This window comes from Mycolicibacterium wolinskyi (genome assembly GCF_002101965.1).
Taxonomy (GTDB): Bacteria; Actinomycetota; Actinomycetes; order Mycobacteriales; family Mycobacteriaceae; genus Mycobacterium; species Mycobacterium wolinskyi.
The window spans coordinates 168,697-182,419 of record NZ_LQQA01000030.1 but is presented as its reverse complement, the minus strand read 5'-3'; the positions used below and the strand labels follow the sequence as shown (position 1 = coordinate 182,419).

Here is a 13,723-nt window from a genome sequence, read left to right as displayed (position 1 = left end):
ACGCGGGCCGGGAAGCGCCGACCGGCACCGTCAGGAACCCGGCGCGGACGGTACTCCCAGCGTACGGGTGAATCCGTCCGGCACCAGGATGTCCCCGGGGACCAGATCATGAATCGACGAACGGCCAAGGCCCATGAGCGCCGAGTCGATCCCGCCGCGCAGGACGTCGAGCACATTCTCAACCCCCGCCTGTCCCTCGGCGGCCAGGCCCCACAGGTAGGCCCGGCCGATCATGACTGCCCGGGCACCCAGCGCCACGGCCTTGACCACGTCACTGCCGCGCCGGATCCCGCCGTCGAGCAAAACCTCGATCTGGTCGCCGACGGCATCGGCGATCGCGGGCAGGGCGCGGATGGACGCCGGGGTGCCGTCGAGGTTGTTACCACCGTGGTTCGACACCGAGATCGCCGAAACACCAGCGTCAACAGCACGTTTGGCATCGTCGACGCGCATGACGCCCTTGAGCATGAACGGCCCGCCCCACAGTTCGCGCAGCCAGGCGATGTCTTCCCAGGTCGGGGGCGGAGTGCCCATCCACTCGCCGTAGGCGTTGAAGAACGGCGGGCCGGCCTCACCGCGCGCGGCCTGGTTGGGCACCCGCAGGTTCGGCGGACTCATGGTCTTGCCCCACTGCCACAGCCACCGCGGCTTGGTCAGCGCCTCGGGCATCATCTTGACCATGGTCGGCAGGTCCATCTTCTCGGGGATCTTGGGGCTCCCCCAGTCACGACCGTGCGAGAAGCTCCAGTCGGTGGTCACGATCAATCCGACCGCGCCGGCGGCGCGTGCCCGCTCGGCCCTGGCGGCGATCGCATCGCGGTCGCCGAGCCAGTAGATCTGGAAGAAGATCTTGTCGTTGACCGCGATGACCTCTTCGATGGGCTTGCTGGCAAATGACGACAGACCCATCGCGGTGCCACGGGCCGCGGCAGCCCTGGCAACCGCGACCTCACCCTCGGGATGAACGGCCTGCACCCCTGTCGGTGAGATGATCACCGGCATCGAAATTTGTTGGCCCATCACGGTGGTGGCGAGATCGCGCTTCTCCGGAGCGCCGACGACATGCGGCGCGAAGCCGAGTTCGGCGAACGACTCGACGTTGTCGGAGACGGTGACGCCCTTCTCGCTCGCCGCGACGAGCGCCCCGTAGACCGACTTGGGCAGCCGCTTGCGGGCCCGTTGCTGAGCGATCGCGACCGTCTCGAACCAGGTATCTCGTGCCATCGTTACACCGGACTTTCGTTACAGAATCGGGCCGGGGGTTTGGTGAGCAGCTTCCGCGCCACCGGACCCTGTTTGGTCCCCCGGGAATGGTCACCGCTGGGCTTGGGCTTGACGCGCTCCTGCGCGAGCGCAGGAGCGCCCCAGCCCTCGACGCACTCGGGGTCGGGGCCGTCGAGTGGCAAACCGGTGAAGAACTTGGCCGCCATGCATCCGCCACGGCAGCTGTCGTAATGCGCGCAGCTACTGCAGGCACCGGCCGATTGCGGCTCACGCAGTTCGCGGAAGAGTGGTGAGTACTTCCAGACATTGTCAAAACCGCCGTCGGACACGATGTTTCCGGCGAGGAACTTGTCGTGGATGGCGAACGGGCACGCGTAGACGTCGCCGACGGGGTCGATCAGGCAAACCACGCGCCCGGCGCCGCACAGGTTCAGCCCGGCGAGCGCGCCCGGCGCGCCCAGGCCCGAAAGGTGGAAGAACGAGTCGCCCGTAAGTACCCCGTCGCCCTTGGCCACCAACCAGTCATAGAGCTGGCGCTGTTGGTCGGCGGTCGGGTGCAGCTCGTCCCAGGTGTCGGCGCCGCGGCCGGACGGCCGCAGCCGCGTGATGCGCAGGGTGGCACCGTAACGCGCTGCGAGCGCGGCGAATTCGTCGAGCTGGTCGACGTTGTGGCGGGTGACGACCACGGAGATCTTGGCGTCCTTGAAACCCGCGTTGCTCAGGTTCTCCAACGCCCGCACCGCCATGTCGAACGAGCCCTTACCGCGCACGGCGTCGTTGACCTCGGCGTTCGCGCCGTCGAGTGAGATCTGGACGTCGACGTAGTCACTGGCGGCCAGTTTCGCGGCCACCTCGGGGGTGATGCGCACCCCGTTGGTGGAGAACTTCACGCCGACGTGATGCGCGGTCGCGTAGTCGACGAGCTCCCAGAAGTCCTGTCGCACAGTGGGTTCCCCACCGCCGATGTTGACGTAGAACACCTGCATGCGTTCCAGCTCGTCGATGATGTCCTTGCACTGCTGCGTCGACAGTTCACGCGGATCGCGCTTGCCCGACGAGGACAGGCAGTGTACGCAGGCGAGGTTGCACGCGTAGGTGAGTTCCCACGTCAGGCAGATCGGCGCGTCGAGGCCACGCTCGAACTGCTCGATGAGCCGCGGCACGGGCTGAACAGAAGTCATTGGCTTTTCCCGGGTATGAGCATCTTCGAGGAGACCAGCACGCTCAGCGCGTGCAGGTAGGGCGCTTGCTGGGCATCGTCGATCCCGGCGGCCCGGCAGGCCGAGCGGGCGTCGGGGTGGTCGGCAAGCGACTTGACCACCTCGACGACCGTCCGGTTCTTCAGGAACGACAGCTTGCGAGTTCCGAAGTGGTACAGCAGGGCGCCGAACGGCTCGGGCCGCACCGCCACCTGGGGATGCAACCGCCAGCCGGCATCTGGATCGAACGCGACCCCGGCTTGTCCAGCCGCGTCGGCGACCTGTGCAGACACGATCAGTAAACCCCGCACATACCGTCGATCGAAACCTCTTCGACGAGAGTCTCGGTGACGAGCTCGGCCTCGGTCTCGGCGTGCTGATTCGTTTCCATAAACGCTCCCTTTCGTCGCGTAGGGTCTCGACAATTGTGATCGAGATCGCAAGGATATGGCATCGAGTGCCAGAATGGAAGAGGTGGATCTGATGCAGGGACCCGGGCCCCGCGTGGGCCGGCGCCGCTCCACGACTCAGGACCACATCGCCGGCGTGGCCATCGAACTGTTCGCGGCCCGGGGATTCGACGACGTCAGCGTCGACGACATCGCTGCCGCGGCAGGCATATCGCGGCGCACGCTGTTCCGGTACTACGCCTCCAAGAGCGCCATACCATGGGGCGACTTCGACGCCCACCTGCAACACCTTCGCGAACTACTGGCCACCCTGAGCCCGCAGATATCACTCGGCGAGGCACTTCGCGAAGCCCTGCTGGCGTTCAACACCTACGCCGAGCACGAGATGGCAGAACATCGCCAGCGTATGCGGGTGATCCTGGAAACCGAAGCGCTGCAGGCGTATTCGATGACGATGTACGCCGGCTGGCGCGACGTGATCGCCACCTACGTGGCACATCGCATCGGTGCGGAAGGCAGCGATCTGCTGCCCCAGACCGTCGCGTGGTTGATGCTCGGAGTCGCCCTGTCGGCCTACGAGAAGTGGCTCGCCGACGAGTCGGTCTCGTTGACCGATACCATCGCCCAAGCCTTCGAAATCGCCCGTCCGGGCCTTGACGCGTTGGGGAGTCCGTGAGCGATCGCCTGCTCGGCGCCTTCGACGTGCAGGCGCGTGCCTGCGCTGCCCTGGGTTCGCCGATGTATGCCGAGCTGCTCGATCTCGTGCTCGACGACATCCGATCGCGCGGAATCTTCGCCGACGTGCTGGCGGGACACGAGGACGATCCCGGCCCCTCCGGCTTGGCCCTGCGCCTGCTGGGCGGGCTGCACCGGCTCGTGCTCGACGGCCGCGCACCCGCACTGGCGGCGTGGTATCCCAGCGTCGGCGGCCATTGGGACGCCGCAGCCGCCTGGCCCGAGATCCTCGCCACGGCGCGGCGGCAGACCGCATACCTGCGCGCGATGCTCGACCAGCCGCCCCAGACCAACGAGGTCGGCCGATCGGCTGCCCTGATCGGCGGCCTGCTGCATCTCGTCGACCGATTCCCGCTGCCGGTAAGGCTTTTCGAGATCGGCTCAAGCGCAGGCCTCAACCTGCGTGCCGATCACTACCTCTACCGCCATGCCGGAGGCCAGTGGGGTCCCGCTGATTCGGCGGTCGTCATCGAGGATGCGTGGCACGGCGCCCTACCGCCTGCGGCCCCGCTGCGGATCGCGCATCGCCACGGCTTCGACATCGCGCCCGTCGACGCGCGCACCGAGGACGGCAGGCTCACCCTGCTCAGCTACGTCTGGCCGGATATGACCGCCAGGCTGCACCGGCTGAGCGGTGCCATCGACATCGCCCGCCGCGTCGATGCCGACCTCGACCGGATGCCCGCGGCCGAGGCGGTGTCACGGCTGCAATTGACCCCCGGCACGCTCACCGTGCTGTGGCACTCCGTCACCTGGCAATACCTCGGTGCGGCCGAACAGCACGCCGTCGAAACTCGATTGAAGGCCCTCGGCTCCGCCGCCACGGCGAACACCCCGTTCGCATGGTTGAACCTCGAACCTCAGCGCCGCGCCCCGGACGCCCATCACGAGTTCTTGATCCGCGTGCAGTGCTGGCCGGACGGCGCCGACCGGATCCTGGGTTCATGTGCGCCGCACGGCCCGCCGGTGCATTGGGAGTAGCTACCACACGCAGGCCAGCGCCGACGAACTCGACGGACTCAGCGGCTCGGTCAACATGATGGGCGCCTGCGCCATGAAACGTGGTGTGGCGCCGCGGTGCTCATCGGCCGCATGCGCGGTGAACGGGTGCACGAGATACATGTCGCCAGGACGCCCCGTGGCAAGCGCAACCGGCCGGCCCGCGCTGGCGTCGTCCACCAACTTGCCGGAGTCGGCGAACTCGACCCGCTCCTCACCGAGTACGGCGGCGACGTCTCGGTGCGAACCCACCCGGATACGCGTCGGCGCGTCGTCGGGACCCACCTCCGACAACAACGTCAGCAGCAGCATGGTGTGCGGCCTGCCGCTGATGACCCAGTGCTCGGCGGAGACCGGTGTGTTGAGGTCGATGTGCCAGCCCCGGTCTTCTGCCGGTGGCGAGACCGGAAACCGGATCGGGATGTTGCCGAGCGCACCCCGCGGCACCCAGCCGCCCGGGCCGCACACCTGGTCGAGCGCCTCCGACAGCACCCGGCTGCCGGCCAGCTCACCGAAGGGGCCCTGACCGGTCAGATCGGCCGCCCACACCACCGGCTGCGTCCAGGACGCGGGCTCATCCGGCGACAACCCGATCTGCTTCCAGAGGAGATCTCTTGCCGCATCGGCGATTTCCACCGGCGCGGCCTGCTCGACCTTGACAAATCCGTCACGCATGAATTCGTTGACGTCGATCACGCCACCACCATGACGCAAACCGCGCTCGGCACGCCAATGATTTTCAGCCTCGAGTGGTCGGAAAAAAAACTTCGGTCAGACCCGTCGGAGTTCGGGCGCCTGCGGCGACGATAGAGATGTGAGCGCCGAGACAGACGCTCCGCGGGCACTGCTGACGCTCTACGACGAAGCCCTGCCGGTGGTGTACGGGTACTTCATCCGGCGTTGCGGTGACCGCGGAACTGCTGAGGATTTGACGTCGGAGACATTCCTGGCGGCGATGGATGCCGCCCGCAAGCCGTCTCCACCGCCCCTCTCGGTGCCGTGGCTGATCGGCGTGGCCCGCCACAAGCTCGCCGATCACTACCGGCGGCGACACGACCGGTTCAACATCCCGGTGGCCGAACTGCCCGAAGCGGTGGACCCGGCCGACGACTGGGATGCCGAACTCGATCGCATCGTGGCCGAAAGCGTTCTGGCAAGACTGCCCGAACAACATCGCACCGTGCTGGCGCTGCGCTACATGGACGACTGCACGGTGCCCGAATGCGCCGAATTGATCGGCCGCACCGTGCACGCCACCGAGGCACTGCTGGTGCGGGCCCGCCGAGCATTCCGAGCGCAATACCCGCAACCGGAGGGAGGGACGTCATGAGAAACAGCCACGATCCGTTGACCGTGCTGAGTGACGGCGAGCTTCCGGTTGCCCCGGATCCGGAGTTCGCCGCCCGGTTGCGCGCACGTCTGGAATCGGCGCTCACGCTGCCCAACCGAACCGAAGGAGTTGTCATGACCGGCACCGACACTGCCATCGCAGAACTCAACGAGCCGGCAACCGCCACATCTACCCCGCGGCCCGCCGCCACATCTACCCCGCGGCCCGCCGCCACATCTACTCCGCGGCCTGCCGCGATCCCCTATCTCGCCGTGCCCGACGCCCGCACCGCAATCGCCTGGTACATCGAGGCTTTGGGTGCGGTCCAGGTCGGTGAACCCATCGTGATGGACGACGGCCGCATCGGTCACGCCGAACTCGCGATCGGCGGTGGCGTGCTGTACCTGGCCGACGAGTATCCCGAAATCGGGCTCAGAGCTCCTGCGCCACAAGCCAATTCCGTGAGCCTCATGCTGCATGTACCAGACACCGACGCTGCGCTGGAACGTGCTCGCACCCGTGGCGCGCACGTGCAGCGCGAACCGTACGAGAACTACGGCACCCGCAATGCGGCCATCATCGATCCGTCCGGGCATCGGTGGATGCTGTCCGGGCCGGCGACCGGATCGGCGACACCGATCCAGCACGGCGACGTCGGCTACGTGTCGGTGTGGGTGCCGGATGCCGCCCGCGCCGCCGCGTTCTACGGACACGTGCTGGGCTGGACCTACGACGCAGCCACCGGTCAGGTCACCAACACCAAGCAGCACATCGGCATCTTCAGCGTCGCGGGCAGGCCCACGATGTTCTGCTGCTACGCCGTGACCGACCTGGACGGCGCGCGCCAGGCGATCGCCGCGGGCGGAGGTCAGCCCGGCCAGATTCAGGAGTTCGACTTCGGCACCGTGCTCGACGCGACCGATCCGGCCGGGACGCCGTTCGCGGTGTTCGAGCCGAAGCCCGGCACGCCCAGGCCGGAGTTGAACGGCGCAGGGCCAGGCGAACTTTCGTACATCACCTACGAAGTTCCCGACTCGGCGGCCTTCAAGGCGTTCTACAGCCGCGTGCTGTTCTGGACGTTCGAACCCGGCCGTATCGACGACGGCTGGGGTGTGCAGGGCAGCCAGCCGATGTCGGGCATGGCCGGCGGCGCCGCGGCCGCGACGACCGTACCCATGTGGACCGTCGCCGACGTCGAAGCCGCGGTGGAACGGGTACGCGAAGCCGGGGGCACGGTGCTGCAGGAACCCGCGCAGCAACCGTACGGATTCACGGCCATGTGCGCCGACGACCAGGGTGGCCGGTTCTACCTCGGCCAGTTCTAGAGAGCGATTTGTGCACGCTCAGCGGCGCTGACCGCCGCTGAGCGTGCACAAATCGCTAGGGAAGGATGTCGGAGATGGGAGCGCCTGCGGCGATCTTGCCGCGGGCCTTCATGACTTTGCCTGGCATACCGCCGCCGACCACGCCGACCAGGACCCCGTCGCGTTCGTAGTAGGCCAGGAACTTGCGACCGTCGTCCTCGACGACGTGCACGACGTCGTCGGCCTCAGGCTCACCGAGGCACTGGATCTTGACGTCGTACTGATCGCTCCAGAAGTACGGCACCGAAACAACCGCGGAGGATTCCTGACCGAGCAGCGCAGGCACGAGCGCGCGCGCCTGGTCGGCGACGTTGCTCCAATGCTCAACGCGCGCTTGATCTCCCACGTGATCACGCCACGACGCCACATCGCCGATCGCCCACACGTGCGGCGCACTGGCCCGGCCCACCTCGTCGCACACCACGCCATTGTCGAGTTCGATACCGCTGCCCTCGAGCCAGTCGACAGCCGGATGCGAGCCGATGCCGACGACCACCAGATCGGCGTCGAGCTCGGTGCCGTCACCCAGCACCACCCGCTCGACGTGATCGGAGCCGCGCACCTCGGTCACGCCGACACCGCAACGCACGTCGACGCCCTCAGCTTCGTGCAGACGCGTCACCAGGGCACCGATCGTCTCGCCGAGCACCGAAGCCAGCGGCGTCGGCTGCGGTTCCACCAGAACCACGTCGACGCCGAGCTTGCGCAGGCTCGCCGCCACCTCGCAGCCAATGAACCCGGCACCGACCACGACAGCGCGCCGGGCCTTGCCGGCGTCCTCACGCAGGGCCATGCTCTCGTCGTAGGAACGCAGCACCCGGATGCCGGCCAGATCGGGGAACGAGCGAATGCGCTTCGGCACCAGGCCGGTCGCGATGATGAGCTCGTCGTAGCCGATTTCGCTGCCGTCGGCCAGCTTCAGCGTCTTGGCGGCGGTGTCCACCGACTGTGCCGCCGACCCCAGCCGCAGCGTGATGTTGTTCTCGGCGTAGAACTCGGCGGGCTTGAGCGTGACGTCGTCGGTCTCGGCGCGCAGCACTTCCTTCGACAGTGGTGGCCGGTCGTAGGGCAGATGGTCCTCGTCGCTGACGATCGTGATGGCCCCGGGGTACTCCGAACGCCGCAGTTGTTCGGCAGTCCGGGCCGCGGCCAGACCGCCGCCGACGATCACGACGCCCCCAGATTGCGAAGATGAAGTCACGTGGGGTTTTTACACGATGGCGCCTGAGCGTTGTGCGCCACCCTACATTTGCGCCGGTACACGACCCGCGTCACCCGCGCGCCCGCTCGATGATGTTGGACAGCACGACGATGCTCTCGCTGCGCTCGATGTCGGCCGAGGCGCGGATGCGTTCGAGCGCCTCTTCGAGGTGGCGCATATCCCGGGCCAGCACATGCAGGATGGCGTCGGCGGTGCCGGTGACGGTCGCCGCGCTCACGATCTCGGGAATGCCCACCCAGGCCGCGCGCAGCTGATCGGGCGCAATTGTGCCGTGGCAGAACACCTGTACGTAAGCCTCGGTGCGCCAGCCGAGCACGTTGCGGTCGACCACAGTGGTGAAACCACGGATCACGCCCTCGGCCACCATGCGATCCACCCGCCGCTTGACCGCGGGCGCCGACAGGTTCACCCGCTGGCCGATCTCGGCGTACGTCGCCCTCGCATGCTCGGCGAGCTCCGCCAGAATCCGCTCGTCGGTCTCGTCCAGCCGGTCCATGTCGCCTCCACGCAATAAACTGCCGCAATTCCCGATTCTCCGCAACGGATCGATGGATCACAAGCAACAAGCAGTGATTGATTGCGTGATCATGGGTTCATATCGTCGATTCATGACGATTTCCGACGATGTCATGCCCGCTGTCATGCCCACCGACGTCGCCGCACCGCCCCATGCCCGCAAATCGAGCACCCGTCATTACGCCATGACGGCACCCGAGTACTTCACCGTCGAATACGCCATCAACCCGTGGATGGATACGTCCACGCCGGTCGACACCGAACGCGCGCTGGCCCAGTGGCACGAGTTGCGCGGAATCTACGCCGACCTGGGCCACACCGTGGATCTCGTGACGCCGCGCGCCGGCCTGCCGGACATGGTCTATGCCGCCAACGGCGGATTCCTCGTCGGGCGGACCGCGGTCGTCGCGCGGTTCGCCTATCCGCAGCGCGCAGCCGAGGCCGACGCCTATGCGGAGTGGATGGCCCGGAACGGCTTCGAGCCGCTGACCACTCAGCACGTCAACGAAGGCCAGGGCGATCTGCTGCTCGTCGGGTCAACCTTGTTGGCAGGATGGGGTTTTCGCACCGATCGGCGCGCCCACGACGAGATCGCCGCCCTGACCGGGTTGACGGTGGAGAGTCTCGAGCTCGTCGATCCGCGCTTCTATCACCTCGACACCGCCCTGGCCGTGCTCGACGACACGACGGTCGCGTACTACCCGCCTGCCTTCAGCGACGCCAGCCGCGAACGCCTGCGGCAGCTCTTCGGCGATGCCATCGAAGTCGCGAGCGCAGACGCTTACGTGCTCGGCCTCAACGTCGTATCCGACGGACGCAATGTCGTGCTGCCAGCGGCCGCCACCGGATTCGCCGACCAGTTGCGCCACGCCGGGTTCGAGCCGATCGGCGTCGACCTCTCCGAACTTCTCAAGGGCGGCGGATCCGTCAAATGCTGCACCCTGGAGCTGCACTCATGACCATCCTGGAAAGCGTGGACAACGAGGCCGCGTCAGGTGCCGCGACGGCGGCGGCGATCGCACTCGACGATCGCCATGTCGCACACAACTACTCGCCGCTGCCGGTGGTCGCCGCGAGTGCCGAGGGCGCTTGGATCACCGACGTCGCCGGTCGTCGCTATCTCGATTGCCTGGCCGCGTATTCGGCGGTCAACTTCGGCCACCGCAATCCGGAGATCGTCGCGAGCGCGCACGCGCAGCTGGACCGACTGACGCTGGTGAGCCGGGCATTCCATTCGGATCGGCTGGGCCCGTTCGCCCGAGCGCTGACCGAGATGTGCGGCAAGGACATGGTGCTGCCGATGAACAGCGGCGCCGAAGCCGTCGAGAGCGGCATCAAGGTCGCCCGCAAATGGGGCACCGACGTCAAGCACGTCCCGGCGGGCCAGAGCAACATCGTGGTGGCGCGCAACAACTTCCACGGCCGCACCACCACGATCATCAGTTTCTCCGACGACGAGACCGCGCGCCGCGGCTTCGGCCCGTACACACCCGGATTCCGCTCAGTGCCGTTCGGTGATGCGGCCGTACTGGCAGACGCGATCGATGCGAACACCGTCGCGGTCCTGATCGAACCGATCCAGGGCGAAGCGGGCATCGTCGTCCCGCCCGACGACTTCCTGCCCCGCGTGCGCGAGATCTGCACGCAGCGCAACGTTCTGATGATCGCCGACGAGATCCAATCCGGCCTGGCCCGCACCGGCCGCACGTTCGCCTGTGACCACTGGGGCGTGATTCCCGATGTCTATCTGCTCGGCAAGGCGCTCGGCGGCGGTGTGGTGCCGTTGTCGGCGGTCGTCGCGGACCGCGACGTGCTGGGTGTGCTGAACCCCGGCGAGCACGGATCGACGTTCGGCGGTAATCCGTTGGCGGCGGCGATCGGCAGCACCGTGGTGGCGATGCTGCAACGCGGCGAATTCCAGGCCCGCTCAGCCGAACTCGGTGCACATCTGCACGAACGGCTGCGCGAGCTCATCGGTCACGGCGTGCTCGCCGTGCGCGGCCTCGGGCTGTGGGCCGGCGTCGACATCGACCCAGCTCTCGGCACGGGTAAGCAGCTCAGTATGGGGCTGGCCGAACGGGGTGTGCTGGTCAAGGACACGCATGGTTCGACGCTGCGGTTCGCTCCGCCACTGGTCGTCACCGCCGAGGAGATCGACTGGGCTGTTGACCGATTTGCCGACACTTTGAGGCAGGCGCGCTCATAATCGCCTAACCGGCACCTAGGAGGCACGATGTCAGCTCCAGCCCCCAGCCTGACGGGACAGATGCTGCGCCGAAGGCCCGTCATCGGCGCTCCGGTCGCCCACGGTGCCTCCGACCACCTGAAGCGAAGCATCGGGACTTTCCAGCTGACGCTGTTCGGTGTCGGCGCGACGGTCGGCACCGGCATCTTCATCGTGCTGCAGCAGGCCGTGCCCGAAGCCGGCCCCGCTGTCCTCGTCTCGTTTGTGCTCGCCGGTGTCGCGGCCGGCCTTTCGGCGATCTGCTACGCGGAAATGGCCTCCGCCGTACCGGTTTCGGGGTCTACCTACTCGTACGCCTACACCACGATGGGCGAGTTCGTCGCCATGGGGGTGGCGGCCTGCCTCTTGCTCGAATACGGCGTCTCGATGTCTGCGACCGCGATCGGCTGGGGTGGATACCTTAACCAGCTCCTCGACAACCTGTTCGGGTTCCGCCTGCCGCACGCGCTGACCGCCGCGCCGTGGGGCGAGGAACCGGGCATCATGAACCTGCCCGCCACGATCCTGATCTTCATGTGCGCGCTGCTGCTGATCCGCGGGGCAAGCGAATCGGCACTCGTCAACACCATCATGGTGATCCTCAAACTCGCGGTGTTGGGCCTGTTCATCGCGGTCGCGTTCACGGCTTTCACGACCGATCACTTCGCCGGGTTCTGGGACAAGGGATTCGTCGGCATCACCGCGGCGGCCAGCACGATCTTCTTCACCTTCATCGGGCTCGATGCCGTGTCAACGGCAGGCGACGAGGTGAAGAACCCGCAGAAAACCATGCCGCGAGCGATCATCGGGGCGTTGATCGTCGTCACCAGCGTCTACGTCCTCGTGGCATTCGCCGGTCTGGGCACGCAGTCCGCCGACGAGTTCGGGTCCGAGGAACAGGCCGAAGCCGGTCTGTCGGTGATGCTCACGAACATCCTGCACGGCCAGACGTGGGCCAGCACGATTCTGGCTGCGGGCGCGGTGATCTCGATCTTCTCGGTGACGCTGGTCGTGATGTACGGCCAGACGCGCATCCTGTTCGCGATGGGCCGCGACGGCCTGCTGCCATCGATGTTCGCCAAGGTGAATCCACGCAGCATGACCCCGGTGAACAACACCATCATCGTGGCGGTCGTCACCGGCACGCTCGCCGGGTTCGTGCCGCTCGACTATCTGTGGGACCTGGTGTCGATCGGCACGCTGATCGCCTTCGTCGTGGTGTCGATCGGCGTGATGATCCTGCGGGTCCGCGAACCGGATCTGCCCCGCTCGTTCAAAGTTCCCGGATATCCGGTGACGCCGATCCTGTCGGTCGCGGCCTGCCTGTTCGTGTTGTACGGCCTGCCCGCGATCACGTGGCTGTGGTTCGGCCTGTGGGTCAGCGCTGTGCTGTTGTTCTACCTGGTGTGGAGCCGCCACCACAGCGCACTGAACGACGGTGGTGACGGCTACATCCCCGGCGCAGCGGCCGGCGAGGACGATGTGATGACGACGCGGCCTGAGGATCGCGCATGACGGGCCATCGAGGAGCGAAGGCGGATCGCGCATGACGGGCCAGCGAGGAGCGAAGGCGGATCGCGGATGACTGTCGTGGTCGGCTATCTGGTGGGCAAGGGTGGATCCTCAGCTTTGCACCTCGCGGTCGGCGCGGCCCGGACACTTGAGACGTCGTTGGCCGTGGCGACGGTTGTACCGCGGCCGTGGATGACGCCGTCGCCGGCCCGCATCGACGCCGAATATGCCCAATACGCAGCACAACTGGCGGCCTCGTCGGCCGAACAGGCCCGCGAGCGCGTCGCCGCACTGGACGACGAACTCGAGGTCAGCTTCCACAAGTTCGCGCACCGGTCGGTTTCGGACGGTCTGCTGGAGGCCGTCGCATCACTGGATGCCGAAGCGTTGGTGCTGGGTTCGGCTGCGGACGGCAAGCTCGGGCAGGTGGTCGTCGGTTCGACCGCCGACCGGCTGCTGCATTCCTGCCCGGTTCCGCTGGCGATCAGCCCACGTGGGTATCGTAGGCCGAAAAGCGGTGTGCTGTCGCGGATCACGTGTGCTTACCCGGGCACGCGCGAATCCGTCGGCGTCGTCCGGCGGATCGCGTCCATCACCGAACGGCTCGACACCTCGATGCGGGTCGTGACGTTCGCCGTCCGCGGGCGCAGCATGTTCCCACCGCTCGTGGGGCTGCAGAGCGAGGATGCCATCCTGCAGGAGTGGGCAGCCCAGGCGCGGGAATCGTTGCAGCAGTTGAAGGATGACCGGATCGTCGATGACGACGTCGAACTCGAGGTCGTCACCGGCGACGGCTGGGACGAGGCGCTCGACGCGGTCGACTGGCTCGACGGCGAGATCCTGGCCATCGGCACCACGCCCGCCGGTGTGGTGGCCCGGGTGTTCCTCGGCGAGCGCGGGTCAAAGATCCTGCGGCACAGCCCTGTTCCGGTGCTCGTACTGCCCGGCTAGCTTGCGCGAACAGACGCGCGGGTACCCGAGAACGGCG

General features: G+C 67.1%; 15 protein-coding genes. 8 read left to right on the top strand and 7 right to left on the bottom strand.

Going from position 1 to position 13,723, the window contains the following annotated elements:
- Nucleotides 1-30: 30 nt before the first annotated feature.
- Genes mftD through mftA form a run of 4 tightly spaced genes read right to left on the bottom strand, consistent with a single transcriptional unit; the run spans nucleotide 31 to nucleotide 2,814 of the window.
- Nucleotides 31-1,224, bottom strand: a complete 1,194-nt coding sequence (gene mftD / locus AWC31_RS24480) for a pre-mycofactocin synthase MftD (RefSeq protein WP_085146508.1) — start codon at nucleotides 1,222-1,224, stop codon at nucleotides 31-33.
- A gap of 2 nt (nucleotides 1,225-1,226) precedes the next feature.
- Nucleotides 1,227-2,405, bottom strand: coding sequence for a mycofactocin radical SAM maturase (gene mftC, locus AWC31_RS24475; protein WP_085146507.1), 1,179 nt, complete (start codon nucleotides 2,403-2,405; stop codon nucleotides 1,227-1,229).
- Nucleotides 2,402-2,716, bottom strand: a complete 315-nt coding sequence (mftB, locus tag AWC31_RS24470) for a mycofactocin biosynthesis chaperone MftB (protein WP_085146506.1) — start codon at nucleotides 2,714-2,716, stop codon at nucleotides 2,402-2,404. The genes mftC and mftB overlap by 4 nt, the downstream gene beginning before the upstream one ends.
- Nucleotides 2,717-2,718: 2 nt before the next feature.
- Complete coding sequence (gene mftA / locus AWC31_RS24465; protein WP_085146505.1) at nucleotides 2,719-2,814, bottom strand: mycofactocin precursor MftA; 96 nt, start codon at nucleotides 2,812-2,814, stop codon at nucleotides 2,719-2,721.
- A 92-nt stretch (nucleotides 2,815-2,906) separates the two neighbouring features.
- Here mftA and mftR point away from each other — a divergent pair, with 92 nt between their 5' ends.
- The gene (mftR, locus tag AWC31_RS24460) at nucleotides 2,907-3,509 is read left to right on the top strand and encodes a mycofactocin system transcriptional regulator MftR (protein WP_067843547.1); all 603 of its coding nucleotides are present in this window, start codon (nucleotides 2,907-2,909) and stop codon (nucleotides 3,507-3,509) included.
- Complete coding sequence (locus AWC31_RS24455; protein WP_234816985.1) at nucleotides 3,506-4,549, top strand: DUF2332 domain-containing protein; 1,044 nt, start codon at nucleotides 3,506-3,508, stop codon at nucleotides 4,547-4,549. The genes mftR and AWC31_RS24455 overlap by 4 nt, the downstream gene beginning before the upstream one ends.
- Here AWC31_RS24455 and AWC31_RS24450 read toward each other — a convergent pair whose 3' ends face one another.
- Entirely contained in the window at nucleotides 4,550-5,263 is a 714-nt protein-coding gene (locus AWC31_RS24450) for a phytanoyl-CoA dioxygenase family protein (protein ID WP_207626421.1), read from the bottom strand.
- Nucleotides 5,264-5,381: 118 nt separating this feature from the next.
- On the opposite strand from AWC31_RS24450, the gene AWC31_RS24445 reads away from it, so the two are divergent.
- Nucleotides 5,382-5,897 carry an RNA polymerase sigma factor gene (locus AWC31_RS24445; RefSeq protein WP_067843545.1) on the top strand — a complete coding sequence of 172 codons (516 nt, stop codon included), beginning with the start codon at nucleotides 5,382-5,384 and terminating at the stop codon, nucleotides 5,895-5,897.
- Nucleotides 5,894-7,222, top strand: coding sequence for a VOC family protein (locus AWC31_RS24440; RefSeq protein ID WP_085146504.1), 1,329 nt, complete (start codon nucleotides 5,894-5,896; stop codon nucleotides 7,220-7,222). Before AWC31_RS24445 ends, AWC31_RS24440 begins: the two co-directional genes overlap by 4 nt.
- 55 nt (nucleotides 7,223-7,277) lie before the next feature.
- Here AWC31_RS24440 and AWC31_RS24435 read toward each other — a convergent pair whose 3' ends face one another.
- Nucleotides 7,278-8,462 carry an FAD-dependent oxidoreductase gene (locus AWC31_RS24435; protein ID WP_085146503.1) on the bottom strand — a complete coding sequence of 395 codons (1,185 nt, stop codon included), beginning with the start codon at nucleotides 8,460-8,462 and terminating at the stop codon, nucleotides 7,278-7,280.
- Between the two features lie 70 nt (nucleotides 8,463-8,532).
- Complete coding sequence (locus AWC31_RS24430; RefSeq protein ID WP_085146502.1) at nucleotides 8,533-8,979, bottom strand: Rv2324 family transcriptional regulator; 447 nt, start codon at nucleotides 8,977-8,979, stop codon at nucleotides 8,533-8,535.
- 112 nt (nucleotides 8,980-9,091) lie between these two features.
- Between AWC31_RS24430 and ddaH the strand changes: the two genes are divergently transcribed.
- The 4 genes from ddaH to AWC31_RS24410 all read left to right on the top strand — a co-directional run bounded on the left by ddaH (nucleotide 9,092) and on the right by AWC31_RS24410 (nucleotide 13,686).
- Nucleotides 9,092-9,958 carry a dimethylargininase gene (gene ddaH / locus AWC31_RS24425; protein ID WP_110775244.1) on the top strand — a complete coding sequence of 289 codons (867 nt, stop codon included), beginning with the start codon at nucleotides 9,092-9,094 and terminating at the stop codon, nucleotides 9,956-9,958.
- On the top strand, nucleotides 9,955-11,205 hold the full coding sequence (rocD, locus tag AWC31_RS24420; protein WP_085146501.1) for an ornithine--oxo-acid transaminase: 1,251 nt from the start codon (nucleotides 9,955-9,957) through the stop codon (nucleotides 11,203-11,205). Before ddaH ends, rocD begins: the two co-directional genes overlap by 4 nt.
- Before the next feature lie 27 nt (nucleotides 11,206-11,232).
- Nucleotides 11,233-12,738 (top strand): amino acid permease, encoded by a 1,506-nt coding sequence (locus tag AWC31_RS24415; RefSeq protein WP_085146500.1) that lies wholly within the window; start codon nucleotides 11,233-11,235, stop codon nucleotides 12,736-12,738.
- Nucleotides 12,739-12,804: 66 nt separating this feature from the next.
- A complete protein-coding gene (locus tag AWC31_RS24410; RefSeq protein WP_085146499.1) occupies nucleotides 12,805-13,686 on the top strand; it encodes a universal stress protein in 882 nt (293 codons plus the stop codon).
- Nucleotides 13,687-13,723 lie beyond the last annotated feature (37 nt).

What these genes read in the sequence shown, in the direction of transcription:
- mftD (WP_085146508.1), bottom strand. Translation starts at nt 1,224, where the DNA reads ATGGCACGAGATACCTGGTTCGAGACGGTCGCGATCGCTCAGCAACGG.
- mftC (WP_085146507.1), bottom strand. Translation starts at nt 2,405, where the DNA reads ATGACTTCTGTTCAGCCCGTGCCGCGGCTCATCGAGCAGTTCGAGCGT.
- mftA (WP_085146505.1), bottom strand. Translation starts at nt 2,814, where the DNA reads ATGGAAACGAATCAGCACGCCGAGACCGAGGCCGAGCTCGTCACCGAG.
- mftR (WP_067843547.1), top strand. Translation starts at nt 2,907, where the DNA reads ATGCAGGGACCCGGGCCCCGCGTGGGCCGGCGCCGCTCCACGACTCAG.
- AWC31_RS24440 (WP_085146504.1), top strand. Translation starts at nt 5,894, where the DNA reads ATGAGAAACAGCCACGATCCGTTGACCGTGCTGAGTGACGGCGAGCTT.
- AWC31_RS24430 (WP_085146502.1), bottom strand. Translation starts at nt 8,979, where the DNA reads ATGGACCGGCTGGACGAGACCGACGAGCGGATTCTGGCGGAGCTCGCC.
- ddaH (WP_110775244.1), top strand. Translation starts at nt 9,092, where the DNA reads ATGACGATTTCCGACGATGTCATGCCCGCTGTCATGCCCACCGACGTC.
- rocD (WP_085146501.1), top strand. Translation starts at nt 9,955, where the DNA reads ATGACCATCCTGGAAAGCGTGGACAACGAGGCCGCGTCAGGTGCCGCG.
- AWC31_RS24415 (WP_085146500.1), top strand. Translation starts at nt 11,233, where the DNA reads ATGTCAGCTCCAGCCCCCAGCCTGACGGGACAGATGCTGCGCCGAAGG.
- AWC31_RS24410 (WP_085146499.1), top strand. Translation starts at nt 12,805, where the DNA reads ATGACTGTCGTGGTCGGCTATCTGGTGGGCAAGGGTGGATCCTCAGCT.